The 25,906-nt window shown below is 68.7% G+C and carries 24 protein-coding genes; 12 read left to right on the plus strand and 12 right to left on the minus strand.

Features of this window, described 5'->3' with window-relative positions; all coding sequences use genetic code 11:
* Window positions 1-191: 191 nt before the first annotated feature.
* The 4 genes from BOQ54_RS08660 to BOQ54_RS08675 all read left to right on the plus strand — a co-directional run bounded on the left by BOQ54_RS08660 (window position 192) and on the right by BOQ54_RS08675 (window position 2,471).
* A complete protein-coding gene (locus BOQ54_RS08660; RefSeq protein WP_071923712.1) occupies window positions 192-1,013 on the plus strand; it encodes a lysophospholipid acyltransferase family protein in 822 nt (273 codons plus the stop codon).
* Between the two features lie 67 nt (window positions 1,014-1,080).
* Complete coding sequence (locus BOQ54_RS08665; RefSeq protein ID WP_186437970.1) at window positions 1,081-1,593, plus strand: DUF2975 domain-containing protein; 513 nt, start codon at window positions 1,081-1,083, stop codon at window positions 1,591-1,593.
* An 8-nt stretch (window positions 1,594-1,601) separates the two neighbouring features.
* On the plus strand, window positions 1,602-1,835 hold the full coding sequence (locus BOQ54_RS08670) for a helix-turn-helix domain-containing protein (RefSeq protein ID WP_055458419.1): 234 nt from the start codon (window positions 1,602-1,604) through the stop codon (window positions 1,833-1,835).
* Window positions 1,836-2,018: 183 nt separating this feature from the next.
* Complete coding sequence (locus tag BOQ54_RS08675; RefSeq protein ID WP_145979750.1) at window positions 2,019-2,471, plus strand: hypothetical protein; 453 nt, start codon at window positions 2,019-2,021, stop codon at window positions 2,469-2,471.
* Window positions 2,472-2,655: 184 nt separating this feature from the next.
* Here BOQ54_RS08675 and scpA read toward each other — a convergent pair whose 3' ends face one another.
* The 6 genes from scpA to BOQ54_RS08705 form a co-directional block, all read right to left on the minus strand.
* The gene (gene scpA / locus BOQ54_RS08680; protein WP_071923715.1) at window positions 2,656-4,818 is read right to left on the minus strand and encodes a methylmalonyl-CoA mutase; all 2,163 of its coding nucleotides are present in this window, start codon (window positions 4,816-4,818) and stop codon (window positions 2,656-2,658) included.
* Window positions 4,815-6,722 (minus strand): methylmalonyl-CoA mutase subunit beta, encoded by a 1,908-nt coding sequence (locus tag BOQ54_RS08685; protein ID WP_071924450.1) that lies wholly within the window; start codon window positions 6,720-6,722, stop codon window positions 4,815-4,817. The genes scpA and BOQ54_RS08685 overlap by 4 nt, the downstream gene beginning before the upstream one ends.
* A 134-nt stretch (window positions 6,723-6,856) precedes the next feature.
* Entirely contained in the window at window positions 6,857-7,378 is a 522-nt protein-coding gene (folK, locus tag BOQ54_RS08690; RefSeq protein WP_071923716.1) for a 2-amino-4-hydroxy-6-hydroxymethyldihydropteridine diphosphokinase, read from the minus strand.
* Complete coding sequence (gene folB, locus BOQ54_RS08695) at window positions 7,371-7,739, minus strand: dihydroneopterin aldolase (RefSeq protein ID WP_055458415.1); 369 nt, start codon at window positions 7,737-7,739, stop codon at window positions 7,371-7,373. Before folB ends, folK begins: the two co-directional genes overlap by 8 nt.
* Complete coding sequence (folP, locus tag BOQ54_RS08700) at window positions 7,736-8,572, minus strand: dihydropteroate synthase (protein ID WP_071923717.1); 837 nt, start codon at window positions 8,570-8,572, stop codon at window positions 7,736-7,738. Before folP ends, folB begins: the two co-directional genes overlap by 4 nt.
* Window positions 8,573-8,680: 108 nt before the next feature.
* Window positions 8,681-9,064, minus strand: a complete 384-nt coding sequence (locus BOQ54_RS08705; RefSeq protein ID WP_055458510.1) for a DUF2267 domain-containing protein — start codon at window positions 9,062-9,064, stop codon at window positions 8,681-8,683.
* Window positions 9,065-9,279: 215 nt separating this feature from the next.
* Between BOQ54_RS08705 and BOQ54_RS08710 the strand changes: the two genes are divergently transcribed.
* Window positions 9,280-10,821: a helicase HerA-like domain-containing protein gene (locus BOQ54_RS08710; RefSeq protein ID WP_071923718.1), complete on the plus strand. Its 1,542-nt coding sequence runs from the start codon at window positions 9,280-9,282 to the stop codon at window positions 10,819-10,821.
* A gap of 61 nt (window positions 10,822-10,882) precedes the next feature.
* Window positions 10,883-12,265: a dipeptidase gene (locus BOQ54_RS08715; protein ID WP_071923719.1), complete on the plus strand. Its 1,383-nt coding sequence runs from the start codon at window positions 10,883-10,885 to the stop codon at window positions 12,263-12,265.
* 330 nt (window positions 12,266-12,595) lie between these two features.
* Here BOQ54_RS08715 and BOQ54_RS08720 read toward each other — a convergent pair whose 3' ends face one another.
* The gene (locus BOQ54_RS08720) at window positions 12,596-13,273 is read right to left on the minus strand and encodes a haloacid dehalogenase type II (protein ID WP_071923720.1); all 678 of its coding nucleotides are present in this window, start codon (window positions 13,271-13,273) and stop codon (window positions 12,596-12,598) included.
* A 174-nt stretch (window positions 13,274-13,447) separates the two neighbouring features.
* Here BOQ54_RS08720 and BOQ54_RS08725 point away from each other — a divergent pair, with 174 nt between their 5' ends.
* Both BOQ54_RS08725 and BOQ54_RS08730 read left to right on the plus strand, forming a co-directional pair.
* Entirely contained in the window at window positions 13,448-14,341 is an 894-nt protein-coding gene (locus tag BOQ54_RS08725) for a branched-chain amino acid aminotransferase (RefSeq protein ID WP_083585944.1), read from the plus strand.
* A 68-nt stretch (window positions 14,342-14,409) separates the two neighbouring features.
* Window positions 14,410-15,141, plus strand: a complete 732-nt coding sequence (locus tag BOQ54_RS08730) for a DUF1194 domain-containing protein (protein ID WP_055458508.1) — start codon at window positions 14,410-14,412, stop codon at window positions 15,139-15,141.
* Between the two features lie 4 nt (window positions 15,142-15,145).
* Here BOQ54_RS08730 and murJ read toward each other — a convergent pair whose 3' ends face one another.
* On the minus strand, window positions 15,146-16,672 hold the full coding sequence (gene murJ, locus BOQ54_RS08735) for a murein biosynthesis integral membrane protein MurJ (RefSeq protein WP_071923721.1): 1,527 nt from the start codon (window positions 16,670-16,672) through the stop codon (window positions 15,146-15,148).
* Between the two features lie 256 nt (window positions 16,673-16,928).
* Window positions 16,929-17,447, minus strand: coding sequence for a DUF3828 domain-containing protein (locus BOQ54_RS08740; protein WP_245316173.1), 519 nt, complete (start codon window positions 17,445-17,447; stop codon window positions 16,929-16,931).
* A 179-nt stretch (window positions 17,448-17,626) separates the two neighbouring features.
* Between BOQ54_RS08740 and BOQ54_RS08745 the strand changes: the two genes are divergently transcribed.
* The gene (locus BOQ54_RS08745) at window positions 17,627-17,968 is read left to right on the plus strand and encodes a hypothetical protein (protein WP_071923722.1); all 342 of its coding nucleotides are present in this window, start codon (window positions 17,627-17,629) and stop codon (window positions 17,966-17,968) included.
* Window positions 17,969-18,029: 61 nt separating this feature from the next.
* Here the strand turns inward: BOQ54_RS08745 and BOQ54_RS08750 are convergent, their stop codons facing one another.
* Window positions 18,030-18,629 (minus strand): superoxide dismutase, encoded by a 600-nt coding sequence (locus tag BOQ54_RS08750; protein ID WP_055458507.1) that lies wholly within the window; start codon window positions 18,627-18,629, stop codon window positions 18,030-18,032.
* Window positions 18,630-18,914: 285 nt separating this feature from the next.
* Here BOQ54_RS08750 and BOQ54_RS20035 point away from each other — a divergent pair, with 285 nt between their 5' ends.
* A complete protein-coding gene (locus BOQ54_RS20035) occupies window positions 18,915-20,117 on the plus strand; it encodes a hypothetical protein (protein WP_071923723.1) in 1,203 nt (400 codons plus the stop codon).
* A gap of 26 nt (window positions 20,118-20,143) precedes the next feature.
* Here the strand turns inward: BOQ54_RS20035 and sseA are convergent, their stop codons facing one another.
* Both sseA and BOQ54_RS08765 read right to left on the minus strand, forming a co-directional pair.
* Entirely contained in the window at window positions 20,144-21,004 is an 861-nt protein-coding gene (gene sseA, locus BOQ54_RS08760; protein WP_071923724.1) for a 3-mercaptopyruvate sulfurtransferase, read from the minus strand.
* Window positions 21,005-21,032: 28 nt separating this feature from the next.
* Window positions 21,033-21,749, minus strand: coding sequence for an alanyl-tRNA editing protein (locus BOQ54_RS08765; protein ID WP_071923725.1), 717 nt, complete (start codon window positions 21,747-21,749; stop codon window positions 21,033-21,035).
* 326 nt (window positions 21,750-22,075) lie between these two features.
* Between BOQ54_RS08765 and BOQ54_RS08770 the strand changes: the two genes are divergently transcribed.
* Together BOQ54_RS08770 and rbbA are read left to right on the plus strand one after the other, a co-directional pair.
* Window positions 22,076-23,119, plus strand: coding sequence for an HlyD family secretion protein (locus BOQ54_RS08770; protein WP_063186193.1), 1,044 nt, complete (start codon window positions 22,076-22,078; stop codon window positions 23,117-23,119).
* A 17-nt stretch (window positions 23,120-23,136) separates the two neighbouring features.
* Window positions 23,137-25,905 carry a ribosome-associated ATPase/putative transporter RbbA gene (gene rbbA, locus BOQ54_RS08775; RefSeq protein ID WP_071923726.1) on the plus strand — a complete coding sequence of 923 codons (2,769 nt, stop codon included), beginning with the start codon at window positions 23,137-23,139 and terminating at the stop codon, window positions 25,903-25,905.
* Window position 25,906 lies beyond the last annotated feature (1 nt).

The following is a 25,906-nucleotide window of genomic DNA, read 5'->3' on the forward strand; positions in this document are numbered from 1 at the left end:
GCTGTCAATTCACGGGACGGCGAGGGGACGCACCGTCGTTCCGCGAGCGTGAGGCGAAAAAGGGCCACGCTGCCCGGCGTCCGGCGGAGCTCCCCGCGCGTCAGGTCGCCGTAATGCATCTGCCGCAGACAGCGGTGCGCCTGGGTCCGGGTAGACAGGGCTCGGGCCGGTGCAACCGACAGGGTGTTTTCATGATGTCCGGTGCCTCTCCGCATCGCGCCGCCGACGGCGCGCCTTCCGCCTGCGAGACGCCTTCTGAAGATCGCTTCAACCCGCCACTCGCCATCCGGGCGGGCAGCTTCGCCCTTGCGGGCTATCTGCGCCTCGTGGCGCGCACGACCCGTTTCGGTGTGCGACGGGGCCGGCAACCAGACGGCGCTGCCATCTTCGCCATGTGGCATGGCCAGCAGCTGCTCTCATTCGCTGCCCGCATGGACGAGCGGCCGGTGGCGGCACTCGTCTCCACCCATCGGGACGGGGCTCTTATCGGCGCTGTCTGCGCGCGCCTCGGCCTCACCGTCATCCACGGATCTGGGGCGGAAGACCCGCGGCAGGCGCGGCGTAAGCGTGGCGCGTTTGCTTTCCGCGCCATGCTGCGGGTGCTCGCCGACGGCACCAGTGTCGCCCTGACCGCGGACGTGCCGAAGCGCGCCCGTATCTGCGGGCCCGGCATCATCCGTCTCGCGCTGCATTCCGGCCGGCCGATCTACCCGCTTGTGGCGGTGACCAGCCGGCGCATCGACCTCGCCAACTGGGATCGGGCGAGCATCCCGCTCCCCTTCGGTCGCGGTGCCATCGTCATCGGCGAGCCGGTGCTGGTTCCGTCCGACGCGACGGCCGGCCATTGCGAGGATCTGCGCGGCCGGCTCGAAGCCGCGCTTGATGACGCCATCGCGGCGGCTTACGGCGCGATCGGCCATCGTGATCCGGGCGCCGGTCTCATTCAGGGCACGGCGGGGGAACAGGAGGCTGCAACCGGACTATCACGGCGCGCGTTTCATGTTTATCGATAAATCTGATTGCTGCCGAAGCCCGTCCGGACTAGCGTCTGCAGACATTGTCACCATATGGGAATGGGTGATGCCTACGGTTCAAATCTACAGCCGGCGCCTGTCGTTGGTCACCGCAGTCCTGCAATGGCTCGTGCCTCTCGCATGGATCGCCATTGCGACGGTGGCGACCATGCATGGCGATCCTGAATTGCCGGGTGGTCCGGCGGATGCGAGCCAGTTGCAGCTTTCCAGCAAGATCGCCTTTGTCTTGCTGACCAGCATTGCGCCGCTGCTCCTCGGCTTGATGCTGCGGGAACTGCACCAGCTGCTGCTGCTCTATGCAGGCGGAGAGGTGTTCACGGCGCCGGCGGTGGTGCGCATCCACCGCATGGGTGTCCTCCTCGTCGCCTATTCCCTGGCCGACCAGGTCGCATTCCTGGCGGCGGGCCTCGTCCTCTATTTCACCGAGCGGCTCACCGAGGTGCCGCTCGTCTACCAGCTTCATCTCGGCGAACTGTTCATCGGGCTCGTCGTCATCCTGCTCGGCCGCATCATGGGCATGGCCTGCCGCATGCAGGACGAACTGAGCCTGACGGTGTGAGCCGGGCAATGGCGATCATTGTCAACCTCGATGTCATGCTCGCAAAGCGCAAGATGCGCCTCGGCGATCTGGCGGCTGCCGTCGGCATCTCGATCCAGAACCTCTCCGTGCTCAAGACCGGCAAGGCCCGCGCCATCCGCTTCTCGACGCTCGACGCGCTCTGCCGGCATCTCGACTGCCAGCCGGGCGACATTCTCGCATTCGTGGATGACGGCTGTCCTCAGCCGATCGACGATGATTGATTTCATGTTTATCGAGAAAAATTAATTGACAAACATGTTATTCGCCCTAGGTTGACGGGAGCGTTTCTGCGATCCCGACTTGGGGAGGTGCATGCCATGATCCGTGAGAGGCGAGCGGCCGATGCCACCGGGCGTGCCGTCCGGCGAGGCAGGCTCGGTGCCCTTGGCTGGCCGGCTGCGGTATTGAGCCTGGTCGCCCTCGGCGCATTTGCTATCGCCATGGAGCGGTCGGCGCCGCAGGATGAGGCGCTGGTCGCCGCCGCAGTTCGCGCGGCCTTGGCACGCGATATGGAAGGGCGCCTCGCGCTCTCTCCTTCACCGGCCTTCGCCGCCCTGGAGGCGCGGCACCCGGGCCTCTGGTTCCGCGCCTGCGACGGCAACGGCGAATGCCTGTCCTACGGCCCGGTGCCGGACACGCTGGGTCCGCCTGAAGCCGGCGGAGGCAAGACGGGGCAGCCCCATGTCGGCGGCGTGACCATCGCCGCCGGCGTCGCACGGCAAACCGGGTTGCGAGGGCTCGGTCTCGCCACCCTGCGCGTCATGCTCGAGGCCCTCACGACCGTCGGCGGCATGGGCACAGGCGAGCATGCGAAATACCGGCTCTACTCTTATGCGCATCACCCGGCGGGAATGTAGGGGCGGCACAGCCAGCCGGGCCACGTCGGGTCTTCCCGACCGCTCCCAGCTCCAGGATACATTGATGGCGTCTGGCGATGTCGTCCGGCACGAGGGCCGGCCACTGCGAGGACCTGAGCCGCTAGCTTGAAGCTGCACCCGATGACGCCATTGCCGCGATCGCCGGCCCGGTGGATCGTGCCCGCTACTCTGCGGCCTGCTTCGGCTCGTAGCCGAGGCGGCGGTTGAGCTCCCTGATGAGCTTCTCGGCCGCTTCGGCGATCACCGTGCCCGGCGGGAAGATGGCCGAGGCGCCGGCCTTGGTCACGGCCTCGTAGTCCTGCGGCGGCACGACGCCGCCGACGACGATCATGATGTCCGGCCGGCCCTGCTTCTCGAGTTCCGCCTTCAGCTCCGGCACCAGCGTCAGGTGCCCGGCGGCGAGGGAGGAGACGCCGACGATGTGCACGTCGTTCTCCACAGCCTGGCGGGCAGCCTCCGCCGGGGTCGCGAACAGGGGGCCGATATCGACGTCGAAGCCGAGGTCGGCGAAGGCCGAGGCGATCACCTTCTGGCCGCGGTCGTGCCCGTCCTGGCCCATCTTGGCGACGAGGATGCGGGGCCGGCGGCCGTCGTCATGCTCGAAAGCTTCCACGAGGGCGAGAACACGCTCGACGGCATCGCTCATCGCGCCGACCTCCCGTTTGTAGACGCCGGAGATGGCCTTGATCTCCGCCCGGTGGCGGCCCCAGACCTTCTCCAGTGCCGCGGAAATCTCGCCGACCGTCGCCTTGGCCCGGGCGGCATCGACGGCAAGGGCGAGCAGGTTGCCCTCGCCGGTGTCGGCGGCCTTCGTCAGGGCCGCGAGCGCCGCCTCCACCGCCGGGGCGTCGCGCTCGGCCCGCAGGCGCTTGAGCTTGTCGATCTGCGCCGCGCGCACGGCCGAATTGTCGACTTTCAGCACCTCGATCGGCGGCTCGTCGTCCGGGCGGAAGCGGTTGACGCCGATGACGGCCTGCTGGCCGGAATCGATGCGTGCCTGCGTCCGCGCCGCCGCCTCCTCGATGCGCAGCTTGGGGATGCCGGCCTCGATGGCCTTCGCCATGCCGCCGAGCTCCTCCACCTCGCGGATGTGGGCCCAGGCCCGCGCGGCGAGCTCGCCCGTCAGCCGCTCCACGTAGTAGGAGCCGCCCCACGGGTCGATGATCCGCGTCGTGCCGCTCTCCTGCTGCAGGAAGAGCTGGGTGTTGCGCGCGATGCGGGCGGAAAAGTCCGTCGGCAGCGCGAGCGCCTCGTCGAGGGCGTTGGTGTGCAGCGACTGGGTGTGCCCCTGCGTCGCCGCCATGGCCTCGATAGCCGTGCGCGTGACGTTGTTGAACACGTCCTGCGCCGTCAGCGACCAGCCGGAGGTCTGGCAATGGGTCCTGAGTGCCAGCGACTTGTCGTTCTTTGGCGAGAAGCCCTTGACGAGCTTCGCCCACAGGAGGCGCGCGGCCCGCAGCTTCGCCACCTCCATGAAGAAGTTCATGCCGATGGCCCAGAAGAAGCTGAGCCGCGGCCCGAACTGGTCGATGGTGAGCCCGGCCGCGAGGCCGGCGCGGATATATTCGACGCCGTCGGCGAGCGTGTAGGCGAGCTCGAGATCCTGCGTCGCCCCCGCCTCCTGCATGTGGTAGCCGGAGATGGAGATGGAGTTGAACTTCGGCATATGCGCCGAGGTGAAGGCGAAGATGTCCGAGATGATGCGCATCGACCCCCTGGGCGGGTAGATGTAGGTGTTGCGCACCATGAATTCCTTGAGGATGTCGTTCTGGATGGTGCCCGCGAGCTTCTCGGGCGGCACTCCCTGTTCCTCGGCCGCGACGATGTAGAGCGCCAGCACCGGCAGCACGGCGCCGTTCATGGTCATCGACACGCTCATCTCGTCGAGCGGGATGCCCGCGAACAGCGTGCGCATGTCGTAGATGGAATCGATGGCGACCCCGGCCATGCCGACGTCGCCAGCGACGCGCGGGTGGTCGCTGTCATAGCCGCGGTGGGTGGCGAGGTCGAAGGCCACGGACAGGCCCTTCTGCCCGGCGGCGAGGTTGCGCCGGTAGAAGGCGTTGGAATCCTCGGCCGTGGAGAAGCCGGCATACTGGCGCACGGTCCACGGCTGGTTGACGTACATGGTAGGATAGGGGCCGCGCAAATAGGGTGGCAGCCCGGGGAAGGTGTCGAGGAAGTCCAGTCCCTTGCGGTCTGGCTCGCCGTAGTGCGGCTTGACCAGGATGCCCTCGGGCGTCAGCCACGGCTCTCCCGCGGCACCGGCCGTACCGGGCGGCATGTCGGCGAAGGGAACGTTCGCAAAGTCCGGGATCCGCGTCATGACATCCCTTTCCGAGCCGGCGTGGCCGCTGCCTGTGCCTTGGTAAGCAGGGCGAGCGCATCGCAGCCCATGAAAATATAGTCCTCGACGCCGGCGCCGGCCAATCGCGCGGCGAGCGGCTCGGCCGGACGGCCGGCGAGCCAGATGGCTGTGGCACCGGCCCCCTTGAGGGCGGCAGCCGCCGCTTCCCCCTCCGTCTCGTAGGCCTCGTCCGTGCCGCACAGGCAGGCGATGGCGGCGCCAGATCCGGCGAAGGCGGCGGCGAGGGCTGCGATGTCGGTCGTGCCCCGCGATCCGGCAAAGCCGTCGTTCGTCAGCGCCGCGATGCCGCCGGCCTCGAAGAAGTTGCGGGCGAAGGTCGACCGCGCGGTGAAGGCGGCAAGCGGTCCCAGATTGGCGAGGAAGATGGACGGGCGATGGCCGCAGCGGACAAGCGTATCATCGCTCGCGTCGCGCAGCGCCTCGAACGGTTCCGCGTCCCGCATCGACGGCAGCGGCTCGGCCAACAGGGCCGCGTCTGCGGACAGGGCAGGACCGACCTCGTCCGGCGCCGGCATGAGGACGGCGACCGGCGCCTCGCCGAGATGCGGGAATTCGCTCGTGCCGGTGATCGGCGCCTTGCGCGTGGCGATGTCGCGTCTGGCCTTTTCGCGTGTTTCGGCGATGCGCGCCTGCTCGTGGCCGGCGGAGAGGCTGGCGAGAATGCCGCCCTCACGCTCGATGGTCTGGAACAGGCCCCAGGCCCTTTCGCACAGCGCCTCGGTCAGCGCCTCGAAGGCGCCGGATCCGGCGGCGGGGTCGGTGACGCGCCACAGGTTCGATTCCTCGGCGAGGATGAGTTGGGTGTTGCGGGCCATGCGCCGGGCGAAGCCATCGGGCAGGCCGAGCGCGGCCGTGAAGGGCAGCACCGTGATGCCGTCCGCACCGCCGAGAGCGCCGGAGAAGGTGGCGACCGTCGCCCGCAGCATGTTGACCCAGGGATCGCGCTTCGTCGCCATGCGCCAGGCGGTCTCGGCATCGAGGCGGATCGGCCGCGACGCGAGGCCGCAGACGTTCTCGATCCGCGCCCACAGGCGCCGCAAGGCGCGGAACTTGGCGAGGGTGAAGAAGGCGTCCGCATCCGCCGGCATGAGGAAGGAGAGGAGCGGGGCTGCCTCTTCCGGGGCGATGCCGGCCTCTTCCAGCACGCGCAGATAGAGGACGCCGGTCGCGAGCGCGGCCGCGAGCTCCTGCGCCGGCCCGGCGCCGGCCTCGTGCCAGGCGCGCGTATCGACACGCAGGAGGCCGCGGGCAAAGCCCTTGGTGCTGAGGTCCGCGACCGTGCCGGTCAGCCGTTTCGCGAGTTCCGGCCAGGGGAGCGGCAGGCGGCCGGTACGCGCGAAGTCGCCGACTGGGTCGAGGCCGAAGTCGATATCGAGGCCGGAGGCCGGCAGGCCGCGCCGCGCCGCGTGTTCGGCGACGATGGTGGCGACGCGGCGGCCGTCGAATGGCGCCGTCTCGAGCCGGATGCGCACAAGTTCGAGCAGGACGCCCGATAGCGCGGCGGCCAGAGAATCGGCATCCGCCAGCGTCAAGCCGAAGCCGCGTGCCGTTGCCGAGCCGGCGAGAGCGAGCACGAGCCCGCTCGCCCCTCCTTCGAGATCGGCGAGCGCCAGCCGGTTGGCCTCGGTGGGGTCGGGATGCTCGATGCGCTGCAAGACCTGCCATGGTCCGGCCTCGGCCCGCCCGAGGGGCGGTGGCGCAGCTTCGGCCTTTCCATAGAGAGGCTGGACGACGATGCCTTCGCGGCTGCGGAAAACGAGCTTCTTCTCGAAATCCGCTCCCTTCAGGGCGCGTTCGACCTGGGCGAGCCAGTCGTCGCGGGTGGCCTGGGGAAATGCAGCAGCGAGCTCAAGGTCTTCGATCACGCGTTGCGGCCTCGTGCGAAGCGATGGAACGGCGCCGAGATTGCCACGGGCGATGCCGCCTCACCACCCTTCCTTGGTCGCATCGATGCCCATACCGCCTGGGCAGATGCGGAACGGCCGAGCGATCGCCCTCAGAGATGGACTTCCCAGTCCAGCCGCTCGATGCCGGTCATGTCGATGGCCGCTGCCGCCTCGCGCACGCTGCGGCTCCCGATCATCCGCTCGGGCGCGATGTCGACGAGGGGGGCGAGAACGAAGGCCCGCTCGCCGATATAGGGGTGCGGAACGTGCAGATGCGGCTCGTCGATCACCTCGTCGCCATAAAACAGGATGTCGATGTCGATGATACGCGGCCCCCAGCGCTCGCGCCGCACGCGGCCGGCCTCCTGCTCGATCCGGAGGGCCGTTTCGAGAAGGGTGCGCGGGTCGAGCGTGGTCTCAATGGCGATGCAGATGTTTAGGAATGACGGCTGGTTCGTCTCGCCCCACGGGGCCGTGCGATAATAGGCGGAATGGCGGATCACGCGCACGCCGGGCGTCGCATGCAGGGCGGCCACCGCGCAGTCGATCTGCACGCGCAGGTCGCCGATATTCGAGCCGAGCCCGAGGATGGCCTCGACCGGGGTCGCGCGCTGGGGGACGGCGCTAGTCATGGCGCGTGCGCCCGATGGTGACGGCGACGGTCTCGAAGATGGCATCGATCGGCGCATGTGGCTTCTCGATGGTGACCTCGAGCCGCTCAATGCGCGGGAACCGCGCCATGATGGCATCGGCGACAGCGCCGGCGGCGGCTTCGATCAGGTCGAAATGCCGGCTGGAGAAAGCCGCGCGGGCCACCTCGACCATCTCGGCATAATTGAGCGTGTCCTCGAGCCTGTCGGAGCGCTGCGCCGCGGCGAGCGGCAGCTCGGCCGTCAGGTGCAGGATGAAGGGCTGCCCCAGCACCCGTTCCTCGGGCATGACGCCGTGGGTGCCACGCAGGGCGAGGCCGCGGACGGTGATGCGATCACTCATGATGACTGGGCCTTGGCTATGGCATCGGCGACGCTCAGCGCCTGCACATGGGCGACGACGTCGTGCACCCGCACGATCTCGCAGCCCGCAGCCGCTGCGATGACATGGGCGGCCAGTGTGCCGGGCAGGCGCTCGTCCGGTACCGTGCTCACGATATGGCCGATGAAGGATTTGCGCGAGGCTCCGACGAGCATCGGCAGGCCGAAATGGTCGCGCAGCTCGGCAAGGTGGCGCAGCACGACAAGGTTCTGTTGCGGTGTCTTGCCGAAGCCGATGCCGGGGTCGAGCACGATGTCGGTGCGTGCGATGCCGGCCCGGGCGGCGATGTCGAGCGTGCGCGCGAAGAAGTCCCGCATGTCGGCGAGGATGTCGATCGCCGCATCGGCCCCAGGCCGATTGTGCATGGCTATGACGGGCACGCCGTGCTCGGCCGCAACGCGGGCCATGTCCGGGTCGCCTTGCAGGCCCCAGATGTCGTTGATGATGCGCGCGCCGGCGGCGACGGCCGCGGCCGCGACCGCTGCCTTTGTCGTGTCCACGGAGACGGGCGTTGCGTTCTCGGCGACGAAGCGCCGGAGTACCGGCATCAGCCGCGCCAGCTCTTCCGTCGCGCTGATGGGAGTGTGGCCCGGCCGGCTCGATTCGGCACCGATGTCGATGAAGTCCGCCCCCTCCTCGGCGAGCGCGCGGCAATGCATGAGCGCCGCATCCACCGTCGGCAGGCGCCCGCCGTCATAGAAGGAATCGGGCGTGACGTTGACGATGCCCATGATACGCGGGCGACCGACGAGGGGAACGCCGGCGAGCTGCCGGCGGCTGAGCGCTTCTGTCATGCCCGCTGCGTGACGCCGTGGCGGCCGCCTGTCAAGCCGTCTGCAGCTGTTGCGATGGTTTTGCGCGCGCCGCCGACGCAACCCGCGCCGGGGCGCGCGCTCGAAGCTTCACACGAATTGTGACAGGCCGGGCACGGCGCCGACGATGGGCCCCATAACGTCCTCGCCCGCCTTCTCGCGGCCATAGGCGAAGAGCTCGCGGCCGAGGGCCTGCATCTGCCCCATGGACAGACCCGCCGATGTCAGCTGGCCGCCGAGTGCCATGATGCCGCCGCCCATCAGGCCGCCAACCATGCCGGCAAGGCCGCCCTTGCCGTTGCCGCTGGCTTCGGCCATCGCGGCCTCGGCGCCGGGCAGGGCGGCGATGAGCTGGCGCACCTCCGTCTCCGGGCCTTCCTTGAGCAGGAAGTTGAGGACGATTGCGATGGCCTTGCGCGCCGTTGCCGCGTCGAGACCAACCTTTTCAGCTATGCGTGCGACGAGTTCGTCCATCATGGGCTCCTGTGTCGGAAGGTGGGGCATCTTTTGCGCCGCTGTCGCGAAAAGCAAGCAGATAGTTCATATCGAAACCATTCCGGAGCGCGCGGTCAGGGCGCATTTCGCCGTGCGGTCGGCGCTCCCGTTGTGGAAAGGCAGCGCCCGATCTCCTATAAGCTGAATCGGCGTCGCAGGCGCCGATGGACGAGACGCGAGGGATGGCACGATCCATGGCGGAAGAAGGCACCATTCTCATCGGCAAGGCCACCGGCGATGCTCACAAGGACACTCCCAGATACGAGGAGCTGCTGCTGCGACTCGCCAATCGCCACGGCCTCGTGACCGGCGCGACCGGCACCGGCAAGACGGTGACGCTGCAGGTGCTCGCCGAGGGCTTCTCCAATGCCGGCGTGCCGGTCTTCGCCGCCGACATCAAGGGCGACCTGTCCGGTGTCGCCGCCATGGGCGAGGGCAAGGAGCCCTTTGTCAAGCGCGCCGCCGACATCGGCGTCACCTATGCCGCGGACAGCTTCCCCGTCACCTTCTGGGACCTCTTCGGCGAGAGCGGCCATCCGGTCCGGGCCACGGTCTCGGAGATGGGGCCGCTGCTGCTCGCCCGGCTGCTCGACCTCAACGACACGCAGGAGGGCGTGCTCAACATCGCTTTCCGCGTCGCGGACGAGCAGGGCCTGCTGCTGCTTGACCTGAAGGACCTGCGCGCCATCCTCGCCCATGTGGCGGAAAACGCGAGCGCGCTGTCGGCGCAATACGGCAATGTCTCGACCCAGTCCGTTGGCGCCATCCAGCGCCAGCTCCTCGTGCTGGAGAACCAGAAGGGAGACTTCTTCTTCGGTGAGCCGGCGCTCGCCATCTCCGACCTGATGCGGATCGACCGGGACGGGCGCGGCGTCATCAACATCCTGGCCGCCGAAAAGTTGATGAACAACCCACGGCTCTACGCCACCTTCCTTTTGTGGCTGCTGTCGGAGCTGTTCGAGCAACTGCCGGAGGTGGGGGACCTCGACAAGCCCAAGCTCGTCTTCTTCTTCGACGAGGCTCACATGCTGTTCTCCGACGCGCCGAAGGCGCTGGTGGAGGCGGTGGAGCGGGTGGTGCGACTCATCCGCTCGAAGGGCGTCGGCGTCTATTTCGTCACGCAGAACCCGCTCGACGTGCCGGAGACGGTGCTCGCCCAGCTCGGCAACCGCATCCAGCACGCCCTGCGCGCCTTCACCCCGCGCGATCAGCGCGCCGTGCGCGCTGCAGCCGGCACCTTCCGCCAGAACCCCGCCTTCGACACGGAGAAGGCCATCATCGAGCTCGGCGTCGGTGAGGCGCTGGTGTCGGTGCTCGAAGGCAAGGGCGCCCCCTCCGTGGTGGAGCGCACTCTGATTGCGCCGCCCTCGGCCCGCGTCGGCCCGTTGACGCAGCAGGAACGCGAGCGACTGATCGCGGCAAGCCCGCTCAAGGGCCGCTACGATAACGCGGTTGATCGGGAATCGGCCTATGAGATCCTGGCGCAGCGTGCCGCCGAGGCCGCGGCCGCCAAGCAGGCGCCGCAGCAGGCCGGCGCCGGCAGCGAGGGCGGTGTGCTCGACACGCTCGGCGGCATTCTCGGCGGTGGCCAGCCAGCCGGCAGGGGCGGACGCCGGACCGTCACCGTCACGGAGCGGGTGATCACGAACGTGGCCTCCTCAGCCGCGCGCACCATCGGCACCCAGCTCGGCCGCGCCATCCTGCGCGGCATCCTTGGCTCCATGACCAAGCGCTGAGCACCTTTCGTTCCAACATTCCAGGCGGCCCATCGGGCCGCCTTCGCCGTGGAGGGCATCGATGTCGCATCTCGACCAGGTACTCGCAAGGATCGACGAGGATCTCGGCGCCTCACTCAACCGCCTCTTCGGCCTCCTGCGCATTCCCTCCATCTCGACCGACCCGGCCTACAAGGAGGAGTGCCGCAAGGCGGCCGAATGGCTCGCTGCCGACCTCGAGGGTCTCGGCTTCGCGGCGGGCTTGCGCGAAACGCCGGGCCACCCGGTGGTGCTCGCCCACCAGCGACGCGAGGGCGCGCCGCATGTCCTGTTCTACGGCCACTACGACGTGCAGCCGGTCGATCCGCTCGACCTCTGGGAGACGCCGCCCTTCGAGCCGCGCCTCGCCGAACTGCCGGGCGGGCGCAAGATCATCGTGGCGCGCGGCGCCTGCGACGACAAGGGCCAGGTGATGACCTTCATCGAGGCCTGCCGGGCGTGGAAGGCGGTCACCGGCTCGCTGCCGGTCGGCATCACCGTCCTGCTCGAAGGCGAGGAGGAGGACGGCTCCCGCAACCTGCCGGCCTTTGTCGAGGCGACGAAGGAGGAGCTTGCCTGCGACGTCGCCCTCGTCTGCGACACGGGCATGTGGGACCGCGAGACGCCGGCGATCACCGCCTCGCTGCGCGGCATGCTCTATGAAGAGCTGACCGTGCGCGCGGCCGACCGTGACCTCCATTCGGGCCTCTTCGGTGGCGCGGCGCAGAACCCGATCCGCGTGCTCGCCCGCATCATCGCCTCGCTGCACGATGCGGACGGCCGGGTCACCGTGCCGGGCTTCTACGAGGGCGTCGCCGAGACGCCGCCGGAGGTGATTGAGCAGTGGAAGGCGCTGAACCTCACGGCCGAGGAATTTCTTGGCGGTGTCGGCCTCAAATATCCGGCGGGCGAGAAGGGGCGGCTCCTCATCGAGCAGATCCAGTCCCGCCCCACCTGCGACGTCAACGGCATCATCGGCGGCTATACGGGCGAGGGCACCAAGACCGTCATCGCCGCCGAGGCGCGGGCCAAGATCTCCTTCCGCCTCGTCGGCGACCAGAACCCCGACGCGATCCGCGATTCCTTCCGCGATTTCGTGCGCCGGCAGCTGCCCGGGGATTGCTCGGTGGAGTTCATCGCCCACAAGGGCTCGCGCGCCGTCGCGCTGCCCTATGACGGTCCGGTGCTCAACAAGGCGCGCAAGGCGCTCGCCGCGGAATGGGGCAGGGAGCCCGTCACCATCGGCTCGGGCGGCTCGATCCCCGTCGTCGGCGACTTCAAGCGCACGCTCGGCGTCGATTCGCTCCTCGTCGGCTTCGGCCTCGACGACGACCGCGTGCATTCGCCCAACGAGAAATACGACATGACGAGCTTCCACAAGGGCATCCGCTCCTGGGCGCGCATCCTCGCCGAACTGGCGCAATAGGGCAGCTGGCGCGACAGGGAAGGGGCACCGCCGCTTCCACCGTCATGCCCGTGCCTGTCCCGCAGCTGTCGGAGCGGCGCGCGGGACCGTTGGAAGAACGGCACAACCTTCCCGCCCGTCCTGGTCGCGCCTGTCGCGGCCATCCACGCCTTTCGATCTCGCGCAGGCTTCGCGGCGTGGATGCCCGCGACAAGCGCGGGCATGACGGTGGAAATGGTCGGAAGGTCATTTAAACGTCGTGTGTCCCGCCGGCGCCTTGGAACTGGTGCGTGTTCAATGGCGTCGATGGCCGGCAGACGGGCCGGAGAGACGGTGCTTCACGACCCCACGCTACACCAGCCCGTTCAGGTCGCGGACGATGGCGACGGGGCGCTGGTCGGCATATTCGTCCGGCGCGCCGGCGCGGTTGACCCAGACGGCTCGGAAGCCGAAGCGCGCGGCGCCCGCCACGTCCCAGCGGTTGCTCGAGACGAAGACGGCCTGCGCCGGCTCGATGCCGAACCGGCGCGTCACGAGCGCATAGGCTGTGGGGCTCGTCTTGAACACGCGCACCTCGTCGACGGACAGGACCGCATCGAGATGCTCGCCGATGCCGGCCGAGGCGACGGCATCGGCAAGCATCGACCTTTCGCCGTTGGAGAGGATCGCCGTTGCAAGCCCGCCGGCCTTGAGGGCGGCGAGTACGGCCGGCACCTCCTCATAGGCGTCGAGCACGCGGTAGGCGCCAAGGAGCTTGTCAGCGATGGCGCGGTCGACGGACGGAAAACGCGCGAGCGCATGGTCGAGCGCCTCGCGCGTGAGTTGCCAGAAATCCCGGAAGTCGCCATAGAGCGACAGCACCCAGGAATATTCGAGCTGTTTGGCGCGCCAGACATCCGACAGCGCCGAGGCATCCGGGCCGATTGCCCCGGCATGCCGCGCCACCGCGGCATGCACGTCGAACAGCGTGCCGTAGGCGTCGAAAACGACGACGCCCGCGCCCGGCGCCGCCTCATCGAGAAGAGCCATGCGCGTTCCCCCTGCGCTTTCATGGGTGACAGGCCGGCAGGATGGCGCCCCGCGGCCACATCACGCAAGCGTGGTGGACGCTTCAGCGATATTCATTGGACGATGAGCCCGCGCACCATTGACGGCGCGCCGGACGGGGCGTTCGATGGGACAAGAACACTGACGTATTGGAGCATGATGATGTCCGGGCAATCTCGGCCTTGGTATAGCGAGACATGGACCTGGTTCGATGGCGGCTGGCATGAGGGCAACCCGCCGCTCATGGGGCCGCGCAGCCACGCCTTCTGGCAGGGCACCTCCGTTTTCGACGGCGCTCGGGTCTTCGAGGGCGTGATGCCGGACATCGACAGCCATGCCGCGCGCGTCAACCGCTCGGCCAAGACGCTCGGGCTGAAACCGACCATGGAACCCGAGGCGATTGTCGAGCTCGCGCGGGAGGGCGCGCGCAAGTTCGGGCCGGGCGCCGAGCTCTACGTCAAGCCCATGTACTGGGCCGAGGCGGACGGGCCGGCGGTGATCGCGCCCGATCCTGAGTCGACCCGTTTCTGCCTCTGCCTCTTCGTGGCGCCCATGCCCAAGCCCGGCGGCATCACGCTGACCAAGGCGAGCTACCGCCGCCCGACGCTGGAGACGATGCCGACCGACGCCAAGGCCGGCTGCCTCTATCCCAACAACGCCCGCGCCGTCCTCGAGGCGAAGCGCAAGGGCTTCGACAACGCCCTCGTGCTCGACATGCTCGGCAATGTCGCCGAGACCGCCACCACGAACGTCTTCATGGCGCGCGACGGCGAGGTGCTGACGCCGGCGCCCAACGGCACCTTCCTCAACGGCATCACGCGGCAGCGCGTCATCAGGCTGCTGCGCGAGGCGGGCGTGACGGTGCACGAGACGACGCTGCGCTACGACGATTTCGTGGATGCGGACGAGATCTTCCTCTCGGGCAACTATTCCAAGGTCATGCCCGTGCTCAGGATCGACGAGCGCGAACTGCAGCCCGGCCCCTTCTACCGCCAGGCGCGCGAGCTCTACTGGGCCTTCGCCCATGCCGGCGAGAAGGTCGGCGGATAACGTCATCCTGAAGTGACGCATTCCCTCCGCATCCCTAGGCTTCCGCGCCGGGGATGCCGGAGGTGGACATGCGGATCTTGGCGGGCCTGTCGTTTCTTCTCATCGCGCTCGTTTCCGTCCCGGCGCGAGCCGAGGAGGTCGATCTCGAGCTGGTGCTGGCGGCCGACGGCTCGGGCTCCATCGACGACGACGAACTCACCCTGCAGCGCGAGGGCTGGGCGAGCGCGCTGACGAGCAACGACGTCCTTGCCGCCATCGGCAGCGGCCTCATCGGCGCCATCGCCGTCGCCTATGTGGAATGGGGTGGCCCGCAATCGCAGGTGACCGTCGTCGACTGGCAGGTCATCCGCGATCCGGCGACCGCCGAGGCCTTCGCGCACAAGCTGCGCACGCGCCCGCGCGGCGCCTATGGCTACAACTCGATCTCCAACGCCATCGACTATTCCGTGCGCCTCGTCGAGGAGAGCGGCTTTTCGGGCATGCGCAAGGTCATCGACGTCTCGGGCGACGGCCCCAACATCGGCGGCCGGCCGCTGGCCGAGGCCCGGGCGGAGGCCCTGGCGAAGGGCTTCACCATCAATGCCCTCGCCATCCGCCGGCCGGGCGGGCGCCCAGGTGGGCCGGGCGGCATGTCGCTGGAAACCTATTACGGTGAGCAGCTGATCGGTGGGCCCGGCGCCTTTGTCGAGATCGCCGACGAAACGCGCCCCTTCGCCGTCGCGGCCCGGCGCAAGCTCGTCGCCGAGATCGCCGACAGTGGCGGCGCGACGCGCCACGCCACCCTGCAGGCGGTGCCGTGACATTCTAGACGCGCCGCAGCGGCACGCGCATCAGCCTGATCCCGGCCAGCAGCGTCGCGCCATAGGCGAGCGCGCCGGCTGTCGCGACGAGGAAGATCAGCACCTGAGGTCGCCAGGGCAGGGTGGCAGGCAAGAGGCCATCGCCCCAGCGCTCGGCCGCGAGCGCCGCAAGGCCGAGCACGGCGCAGGCGATGGTGATGGCGACAATGGCGCAGCCCAGCTCGCGGCTCGGCGCCGCCCATTCGCGGCGCTTCGCCAGCACGAAGAGCAGGAGCACGTTGACCCAGGCGCCGACCGCGGTGGCAAGGGCGAGGCCTGGCGCCGCCATCGAGCCAACGAGGAGAAATTTCAGCGCCACGTTGACGGCGACGGCCGACAAGGACGCGATGACCGGCGTCGTCGTATCGGCGCGGGAATAGAAGCTTGCCACCGCGGAGCGGATGAGGACCACAGCCGGCAGGCCGGTGGCATAGGCGGCGAGCACGGCGCCCGCCGCCGCGGCATCCTCGGCGGTGAAGGCGCCGCGGCCGAACAGCGCCTGCATGATGAGGTCGGGCACCGCGAGGAAGGCGACGGCGCAGGGGGCGGCGAGCACGAGGGTAAAGATGGCGGCCCGGTTCTGCGCGCCGTGCGCGCCCGCGACGTCCCCCGCGGCGATGCGCCGGCTCATCTCCGGCAGCAGGACGGTGCCGGCGGCGATGCCGACGACGCCGACTGGCAGCTGGTAGAGGCGGTCGGCATAATAGAGCGAGGAGATCGCGCCGGTCGGCAGCATGGCGGCGATGATGGTGTCGGCGAACATGGCGATCTGCACGCCGGCCGAGCCGATGACGGCCGGCCCGAGCACCTTGAAGAAGGCGACCATGTCGGCATCGAAGCGCGGCACGGCAAAGCGCGGCGCGAGGCCGGCGCGCCTTGCGTCCCAGCAGACGAGCGCAAGCTCCAGCACGCCCGCGGCCGCAACGCCCCAGGCGGCGGCATGGCCGGCCGTCGGGAAGAGGAAGGCGAGGCCCATCGCCACGATGAGCGACAGGTTGAGGAGGATAGGCGCCCCGGCCGCGGCGGCGAAGCGGTCGGCGGCGTTGAGCACGCCCGAGACGAGCGTCACCAGCGTGATGAAGAGGAGGTAGGGAAAGGTGATGCGCGTCAGCGTCACCGTCAGCTCAAACTTCGCCGGCTCGTCCCGGAAGCCCGGCGCCATCAGGTCGATGAACTGCGGCATGAGGGCGAGCGCCGCGGCGAGCAGCGCGAGCTGCACGAGCGTGAGCAGCGAGAACACCCGGTCGGCGAAGCGGCGGGCGGCCTCCGCACCGTCCGTGGTCAGAATGCGCGCATAGGCGGGAATGAAGGCGGCGTTGAAGGCCCCCTCGCCGAAGATGGCGCGGAAGTGGTTCGGCAGCCGGAGCGCCACGAAGAAGGCATCGGCGACGAGGCCGGCACCCATCACCGCAGCGAAAACGACGTCGCGGGCAAAGCCGGTGAGGCGCGAGAGCAGCGTGAAGCCGCCGACGGACAGGAGCTTCTTCAGCATAAGCGCCGCTCGTCGCGCAGGACGGCCGCCGCGCCCGGCCGATACTCCGCCCCGGCGGGCGTGGTGCCGACATGTTCCCCGAAGAGGCCGAGCGACATCAGCTGAATTCCGGAAAGGGACGCGAGGGAAACGGTCGACAGGCACCTGCCGGCGTGGCCTGGCGCACCCGTCGGACGAGCGGTGCGGCCAGGGCCGCTCTTATCGGTTTCGATCGTGGCAGAAAAGCGGGAAAGATTCACTCTCCAGGGGCGGGCGGCTACTCGCCTGTCCTCTGCTTCAGGATCGCCCTGAGGGACCATGCCTCGCCGTCGACGCTGCCGCGCAGGTCGTCGATCCTCCAGCTGCCGTCCTCCAGGATAAGGACATAGCGCACCACCGCATCGGCCGCCTGCGCGCGCTCCGTGAAGCGGCCCGTGAGCGTCACCGCGAGGAGGGCGGTGGCATCCGTCCGCGCCTCGCTCGCCACGGTGAAGGACTTCACGTCCGGGTCCTGCGAATTGGTGACGGGATCGAAGTCGAGCACCGGCTCGTCGTTCGCTTCGGCAATCGCTTCGGCCTTGCGCCACAAGGCGTCGAGCGCGCTCGAGAAGTTCCTGCGCCGCACGGCTTCGTCGAAGAGGAACATGCCGCCCTCGTCGCCCTGGCCCTGGGCGGCGCGGTCGTAGATCGCCCTGACGACGGTGTCCGGCTCACCGGCTGCGGCCATGGCTGGGGCGGAGGAGACGAGGGCCACCGCCGCGAGGAAGGTGCGCCGGCTGAGACCGACCATATTCATGCTGGATATCCGTTCGGGGTGAGAATGCGCCGCGATCATGCCGCAACGGCCGCGCGCTGCAACGGCATTCTTTCCTTTCGGCCTTGAAGCCGGGCGGCCATGCGCCTAGCCATGACGGGAGCGGTCGGCTGCTTTTCGATGAATGCCGGTCCGCGAAAAAACTCAACGGGACTCACCCCATGGCGAGAACACGAATCAGGTTGGCCGCCTGCGCGGCGCTCCTCATCTTCGCATCCCCGACGGTGGCCGAGGAGCCGGCCTGTGCCACCGCTGCCGCCGGGCAGGCGCTGAAACTGCTGAAGTTCCATACCGAAGGTGACGATCGCGCCGCGGTCTTCGCCGACCGCGTGAAGTCGCTCGGCACGATCAAGGCGCTGCGGGGCAAGGGCCGTTTCGACGTCGTCGAAGTGCCCGGCGCGGTCTACAAGGCCGATTACCGCATGCGCCTCATCTATGCGCAGATCCCCGGCGAATGCGTCCTGATGGGCCAGGAGATCATCGAGGCGAGCGATCCCTATTAAGTTCCCCATAAGGAAAACGGGGCCCGACGGGCCCCGTTCGCGATGCGAATCGGCGCATCCCTCAGCGGGTGGCTGCCTCGTACATCTCCGTCACGTATTCCCAGTTCACGAGATTCTCGATGAACGCCTTGAGATAGTCGGGGCGACGGTTGCGATAGTCGATGTAATAGGAATGTTCCCACACGTCGCAGCCGAGAATCGGCTTGGCGCCGTGCACCAGCGGGTTTTCGCCGTTCGGCGTCTTCATGACGATGATCTTGCCGTCCTTGACGGCGAGCCAGCACCAGCCGGAGCCGAACTGCGTGGCGCCCGCCTGGGCAAAATCTTCCTTCATCTTCTCGACGGAGCCGAGATCCTCGATGATCTTCTTCTCGAGGTTGCCGGGGATGGCGCCGCCGCCGTTCGGCTTCATCCACTTCCAGAAGTGGATGTGGTTGTAGTGCTGGCCGGCATTGTTGAAGAGGCCCTGATTCTTGCCGAAAGAGCCGACGACGACTTCCTCCACCGATTTGCCGGCGAGGTCCGTGCCCTCGAGCAGCTTGTTGCCGTTGTCGACATAGGCCTTGTGGTGCTTGTCGTGGTGATACTCCAGCGTCTCCTTGGACATGTACGGCTGGAGGGCGTCGTAGGCATAGGGAAGATCGGGGAGGGTGAAGGACATCGTTATCTCCTTTGCTTCCGCATCGAGGAATCCGGGACGCGTGCCGGTGGACGCGCCGCAGGCCAGGACCACAGCCGTCGACGAATTGCCTCAGCGGTCGACGGTCATGCTGGCCTCCCGTGGGGTGCGGGTAGCCGTGGAAGAGCCCACCCGGTCTACTTAGGGACGGTCGGCGCACGGGGCAAGCGCGCGCTGCGCAGAGCGCCACGAGTTGGCAGCATGAGCGCAAGGCTTTACTGTGCGCCGAAGAAGTATGGCGTAGACTGAAATGAAAGTTGTCGTGTGATGGTTGCCGTAATCCTCGTCGTTGCAGGTGTTCTCGTCGCCGGCGGTTTCTACGCGGTGATGGCCGGTGCCGAAGTCATCGTGCTCGAGCGCGGATGGTCGATGGTGATCGCCGGCAGTGTCTTCGCCGCCGCCGGCTTCGTTCTGGCGGCCATTGCGCTTCTGATGCGCGACCTGCGCCGCCTCGCTGGGGGCCTCGAGTTCCTTCCGGCCCGCGAGTCGTCGCTGGGCCGGGCGGCCGAGCAGCCATTCGACGACGGGGCGGATTTTCGTCCTGTCGTCGTCCCCGGCGTGCCGATAGCACCCTCCGCCGCCGCCGGTACGGCCGCGCCGACCCTCGGGGGAAAGGCATGGGCGGAGGAGGAGACGCGGGAGAGGGAGGCGGCCGAGGAGCCGGGCTTCGAGACGATGCGACCGTTCCCCTCGCGCCGATTCGAGGATCGTCCGGCAGCTGAGGAAGAACGGGAAGAGCCGGAAGAGCGGGAGGAGCCGGTCTCCGCCCCAGCCCCGGACCAGCTTGCATCGGCAGAGGAGGTGTCGGCCCAGCCCCCGCGCAGCGGCAAGCTGGATGATCCGTTCGCCCGCTTCGACTTCTCGCGGGATTTCTTTGTCACGGAGCCTCGGACGGCCGGGACCGAATCGCAGGAGGCTGGCGAACAGCAGAAGGAAGAGCCCCGCCTGTCGACCTTCGGCACGGCGCCCCAGGTGTCGGAGGAACCCGAAGCGGAGGCCGAGCCGGAGCCCGCCCCGAAGGGTGAGGAAACACTGCCCCAACTCCCGTCCTGGCTGCGTCGCACGGAGGACCGGGGCGACGTGAAGGGCTTCGAGGCGCCTGCAGCCCCCTGGCAACAACAGGGACGTGAACCTTCTTCTGCACTGGCCGCTGACGGGGCAACGCCGGAACCGTCTGAAGACGGGCCCGCAACGGACCGCGCCGAGGAGGCCCCGGCGGAGCATGACGAAGCCGGGGAGCCCGCGCCTGCGGAGCAGGAGGCCGACGCCGCCCCGGCGGCGCCGACCGTCGTCGGCACCTACAGCGCCGGCGGCAATCTTTATGTGATGTACTCCGACGGTTCCATCGAGGCCGAGACGGGCCGCGGCGTCTTCAAGTTCGCCTCGCTCGACGAATTGAAGACCTATATCGCCACCGGAGAGGGTGGGCAGTTGCAGTTGTCGGGCCGGTCGGCACCCAAGGACGATTGACGGGCCATCGTTCCCTTCGGGGCCGCTCAGTCGGCCGGCCCGGTCACGACCGGGCAATCGGCCCGGCTGCCCCATTCCGCCCATGAGCCGTCGTAGAGCGCGGCGGGCGGCCTGCCCAGGGCGTCGAGCGCGAGCCACAGGATCGCCGCCGAAACACCCGAGCCGCAGCTGGTGATGACCGGCCGGTCGAGGCTGACGCCGGCGGCCTCGAACACGGGCCGGATATCTTCCGGCGCCTTCAGCCTTCCCTGCTCGACGAGGCGGGCATGCGGCACGTTGAAACTGCCGGGCATGCGGCCCGGGCGCACGCCCGGGCGAGGCTCCGGCGCCTCGCCGCGGAAGCGTTCCGGCGAACGGGCGTCGACGATCTGGGCCGAGCGCTCGTGAAGGGCGGCACGCACGTCCTCGATATGGGCGACACCCTGCGGCGCCCGCGCGTTGAACGTCTGCCGCGGTGGCTGCACAGGCTCCGCGTCGACGGGGCGACGCTCGGCCAGCCACTTCGGGAAGCCGCCGTCGAGGATCTTCACGTCCTGCGCGCCGAAGGCCCGGAACATCCACCACACACGCGCCGCGGCGAGCAGCCCCGCGCCGTCGTAGACCACGATCCGCATGCCGTCGCCGATGCCGAGCGCGCCGACGGCGTCCGCGAACCGTTCCGCCGTCGGCATCATGTGCGGCAGGTCGGTGCTCTCGTCGCGGATCGCCTCGATGTCGAAATGGACCGCGCCGGGGATGTGCGCGGCGCGATATTCGGCGGCGCCGTCGCGGTTGTCCGTCGGCAGATACCAGGAGGCATCGACGATGGCGATGTCCGGCGCGCCGAGATGCTCGGCGAGCCAAGCGGTAGAAACGAAATGGGCCGAAGGCAGCTTGGTCTCGCTCATGGCCTGGTCCTCTGCGTTACGGCCGTGATCAGGCGAGCGCGATGCGCACGCGCCGGTTCTGCCGGCCCTTCTTCTCGATGGCGGTGATGGCGACCGCGCCGATCTCGCCGGTGCTCTTCACATGCGTGCCGCCGCAGGGCTGCAGGTCGAGCCCCGCGATCTCGACGAGCCGCACGGTGCCCGAGCCCATCGGCGGCTTGACGGACATGGTCTTGACGAGGCCCGGATTGGCGAGGAGCTCCTCGTCCGTGATCCAGCGCTCGCTCACCGGCGCATCCTGCGCGATCATCTCGTTGAGCTTGACGCCGATCTCGTCCTTGTCGAGGCCGGCATCGGGGATATCGAAGTCGAGCCGGCCCTCGCCGTCGCCGATGGCGCCGCCGGTGACGGGAAAGGGCAGGGCGACCGAGAGCAGGTGCAGCGCGGTGTGCACGCGCATGCGCGCATGGCGGACGTCCCAGTCGAGGCGCAGGCCGACGGTGTCGCCGATGGCGGGGAGACGCCCCTCGGCCGCCGGCACATGCGCGATCGTCGACCGGTCGGGGCCGTAGACGGCATTGGCGATGGCGATCTCCTGGCCGCCGGGCAGCATCATCCAGCCGATGTCGCCGGGCTGGCCGCCGCCCTGTGCATAGAAGATGGTGCGGTCGAGGATGATGCCGCCATCGTCGGAGAGGCCGACGACGGTCGCCTCGGCCGTTTTGGCATAGGGATCGTCCCGGAACAGAAGGGTCGTCTTGCTCATCGCGCGCCTCCGCAGAACAGGTTGCGCGACCGTAGGCGGGGGCCCTGGCCGCTGCAAGCCCGTCGGGGGCAGTGCTGCGCCTCCGAGCCATGCAAGGCTGGGGGCGAAGCGCTCGCGGCCCGCTGCAGGCCGGACATGTGGGCTGCGGCAGGAATGAAGGAACATTGATTGGCATGCCGTCGCCGGGCCATGATCTGCATCAAGGCCGCAGCGAGTGCCGGAGCCTAGGACGACACTCGGCCGGTGACGCCGGCTGGAATCGCGGCCTTTGGCAGCAGAAGCTGCCGAGGCGAGTTCACCGACAGTGGGCCTTCAGGAGGTTTCGGATGAGCCTGCCCCGTCCCTGTTGTCTTGCGCTGCTCGTGGTGTTTCTGGCGACGCCCGGCTGGCTGCCGCCCGGCGAAGCGGTCTTCGGTGCCGGGGTTGCGCAGGCGCAGGGAACCCTCGAGACGCTGTTCAACCGCCTGCGCCGCAACAGCCTGCCGGAGGGCATCGCCAGAGCCAACGGCCGTATCGAGGCCGAGCAGGTCGACGTCTCGGCCAAATATGCCGGCCGCCTCGCCGAGGTTCTCGTCGAGGAGGGCGACATGGTCGATGCCGGCACCGTCATCGCCCGCATGGATGATTCCGAATACCGGGCCCAGTTGCGCGGCGCCGAGGCGCAGGTGCTGCGGGCCGTCAAGGCGAAGGCCGAGGCCGAGGCCTTGATCGCCCAGCGCGAGAGCGACCGTCTGCTCGCGAAGGCCGAGCTCGACAGGGCCGAGGAGCTCTTCACCAAGGGCCATTTCTCGCAGGAGCGGCTCGACCAGCGGCGCAGCCAGATGAAGGCGGCCGATGCCGCGCTCAACGCCGCCCAGGCCTCGCGCGACCAGGCCGCCGCCGCCATCGAGGCGGCGAAGGCGGATGTGGCTCGGCTCGAGACGGTTGTCGCCGACATGGTGCTGAAGGCGCCCCGGCGCGGGCGCGTGCAATACAAGCTGGCGCGCGGCGGCGAGGTGGTGGCCGCCGGCGCGCGCATCGTCACGCTGCTCGACCTTGCGGACGTCTATATGACCATCTTCCTGCCTGCGCGCGACGCCGGCAGGGTCGTTCTCGGCGACGAGGCGCGCATCATCCTCGATCCCATCCCGCATTATGTGGTGCCGGCGCGGGTCTCCTTCGTCGCGGCCGATGCGCAATTCACGCCCAAGGCCGTCGAGACGGCAGACGAACGCGAGAAGCTGATGTTCCGCGTCAAGATCCGCATCGATCCCAACCTGCTCAGGCAATACGAGCCGCAGGTGAAGACGGGCGTGCGCGGCATCGGCTTCGTCCGCACCGTCAAGGATGCCGGCTGGCCGACGGACCTCGCCATCCGGCTGCCGGACTGAGCCCAGCGGTAGCCTTCATGGATATCGCCTGCCCTTCTGCAGCCCCGGCCGTCACCGGCGCGGATGCCGTCGTCACCCTGCGCGGCGTCACCCATCGCTATGGCAAGGTGCACGCCCTCGACGGCGTCTCGCTGTCCGTTCCCGCCGGCTGCATGGCCGGGCTGATCGGCCCCGACGGGGTCGGCAAGTCGACGCTGCTCGCGCTCGCTGCCGGGGTGCGCAGGATTCAGGAGGGGGAGGTGAGGGTGCTCGGCGGCGACATGGCCGATGCCGGGCACCGCAGGGCGAGCGGCGCGCGTATCGCCTACATGCCCCAGGGGCTCGGCCGCAATCTCTATCCGACCCTTTCGGTCTACGAGAATCTCGACTTCTTCGGCCGCCTCTTCGGGCAGGGCGCCGGCGAGCGCGAGACGCGCATCGCCGAGCTCCTGAAAGCGACCGGGCTCGACCCGTTTCCCGACCGGCCGGCCGGCAAGCTGTCGGGCGGCATGAAGCAGAAGCTCAGCCTGTGCTGTGCGCTCATCCACGATCCCGACCTCATCATCCTCGACGAGCCGACGACCGGCGTCGATCCGCTGTCGCGGCGCCAGTTCTGGGACCTCATCGAGCGCATCAGGCAGCGCCGGCCGGGCATGAGCGTCATCGTTGCCACCGCCTATATGGAGGAGGCGGAGCGCTTCGACTGGCTCGCCGCCATCGACGACGGCAAGGTGATCGCCACCGGCTCGCCGGACGAGGTGCGCGCGCGGGCGGGGACGGACACGCTCGAAGCCGCCTTCATCGCCCTCCTGCCCGAGGAGAAGCGCCGCCAGCACGAGCCGGTCGCCGTGCGCCCGCGCGTCGCCAGCGACGGCCCGCCGGCCATCGAGGCGGAGGGCCTGACCTGCCGCTTCGGCGACTTCACGGCCGTCGACAATGTCAGCTTCCGCATCGCGCGCGGGGAGATCTTCGGCTTCCTCGGCTCCAATGGCTGCGGCAAGTCGACGACGATGAAGATGCTGACCGGCCTGCTGCCGGCGAGCGAGGGCTGGGCCAGGCTGTTCGGCGAAACGCTTGATGCACGCGATCTCGAGACGCGCCGGCGCGTCGGCTACATGTCCCAGTCCTTCTCGCTCTACGGCGAATTGACCGTGCGGCAGAACCTCGAGCTGCACGCCCATCTCTTCCACCTCCCGGCCGACAGGGTCGCGCCGCGGGTCGACGAGATGCTGCAGCGTTTCGACCTGGCCGATGTCGCGGACGAGCGCCCCGAAAGCCTGCCGCTCGGCATCCGCCAGCGCCTGCAGCTCGCCGTCGCGGTGATCCACGGGCCGGAGATGCTGATCCTCGACGAGCCGACGTCGGGCGTCGACCCGGTGGCGCGCGACGCCTTCTGGCGCTTCCTCGTCGGCTTGTCTCGTGACGAGGGCGTGACGATCTTCATCTCTACCCATTTCATGAACGAGGCCGAGCGCTGCGACCGCATCTCGCTGATGCATGCGGGCAAGGTGCTCGACGTGGGCACGCCGCGGGAACTGGCAGCGCGGCACGGCGGCGACATCGAAGAGGCCTATGTCGCCTGCCTTGCCGAGGCGGCGGGCATCGACCTGTCGGCCGAGGATGCGCAGGAGGCGCCGGTCGCGCTGCCGACGGCCATGGGACAGGCGCAGGCCGCGCGCTCCTTCGACCTGCGCCGGCTTTGGGCCTATGCGCGGCGCGAGACGATGGAACTGATGCGCGACCCCATTCGCCTCGCCTTCGCACTGCTCGGCCCGATCATCCTCATGATCACCTTCGGCTACGGCATCTCCTTCGACGTCGAGAAGCTCACCTTCGCGGCCCTCGACCAGGACCGGTCGCTGGAAAGCCGGCAACTGCTCGAAAGCTTCTCCGGCTCCCGCTATTTCGACGAGCGGGCGCCGATCGCCAATGCCGCCGAGGTGGTGGACCGCCTGAAGAGCGGCGAGCTCAAGCTCGCCATCGAGATCCCCGCCGGCTTCGGGCGCGACCTCGTCTCCGGCCGGCAGCCCGAGGTTGGCGTGTGGCTCGACGGCGCCATGCCCTTCCGGGCCGAGACGACGCGCGGCTACGTGACCGGGCTGGCGCTGCAATATCTGGAGACGCAGGCGCACGAGCGCGGCGGCGGTTCCGTCGGCGTCCTGCCGGCCGATATCGAGACGCGCTTTCGCTACAACCAGGCCTTCAGGAGCATCTATGCCATCGTGCCGAGCGTCATCATGCTGATGCTCGTGCTGATTCCAGCGATCATGACGGCGGTCGGCGTGGTGCGCGAGAAGGAGACCGGCTCCATCGCCAATTTCCGCGCAACGCCGGTCACCAGGTTCGAGTTTCTCGTCGGCAAGCAGCTGCCCTATGTCGTCATCGCGGCCGTGAGCTTCGTCTCGCTGCTTGCGCTCGCGTTGCTGCTGTTCGGGGTGCCGGTGAAGGGCTCGTTGCCGGCGCTGTTTTTCGCGACCCTGCTCTACATCCTGGCGACGACCGGCTTCGGCCTCTTCGTCTCGTGCTTCACGCGCACCCAGGTCGCGGCGGTCTTCGCCACCTCGATCATCGCCATCATCCCTGCGGTCAACTTCTCCGGCCTTCTCGTGCCGGTTTCCTCGCTGTCGGGTAGCGCCCGCTTCATCGGACTCGCCTTTCCGGCGGCGTGGTACCAGCCGGTGAGCGTCGGCACCTTCACCAAGAGCCTCGGCTTCGCCGACCTGTGGCCCAACCTCGTCATGCTGGCGCTGTTCGGCATCGGCTTCATCGTCGCGTCGCAGGTCGCGCTCGCCAAGCAGGAGCCGTGAG

The organism is Chelatococcus daeguensis (assembly GCF_001887265.1).
Classification (GTDB): domain Bacteria; phylum Pseudomonadota; class Alphaproteobacteria; order Rhizobiales; family Beijerinckiaceae; genus Chelatococcus_A; species Chelatococcus_A sambhunathii.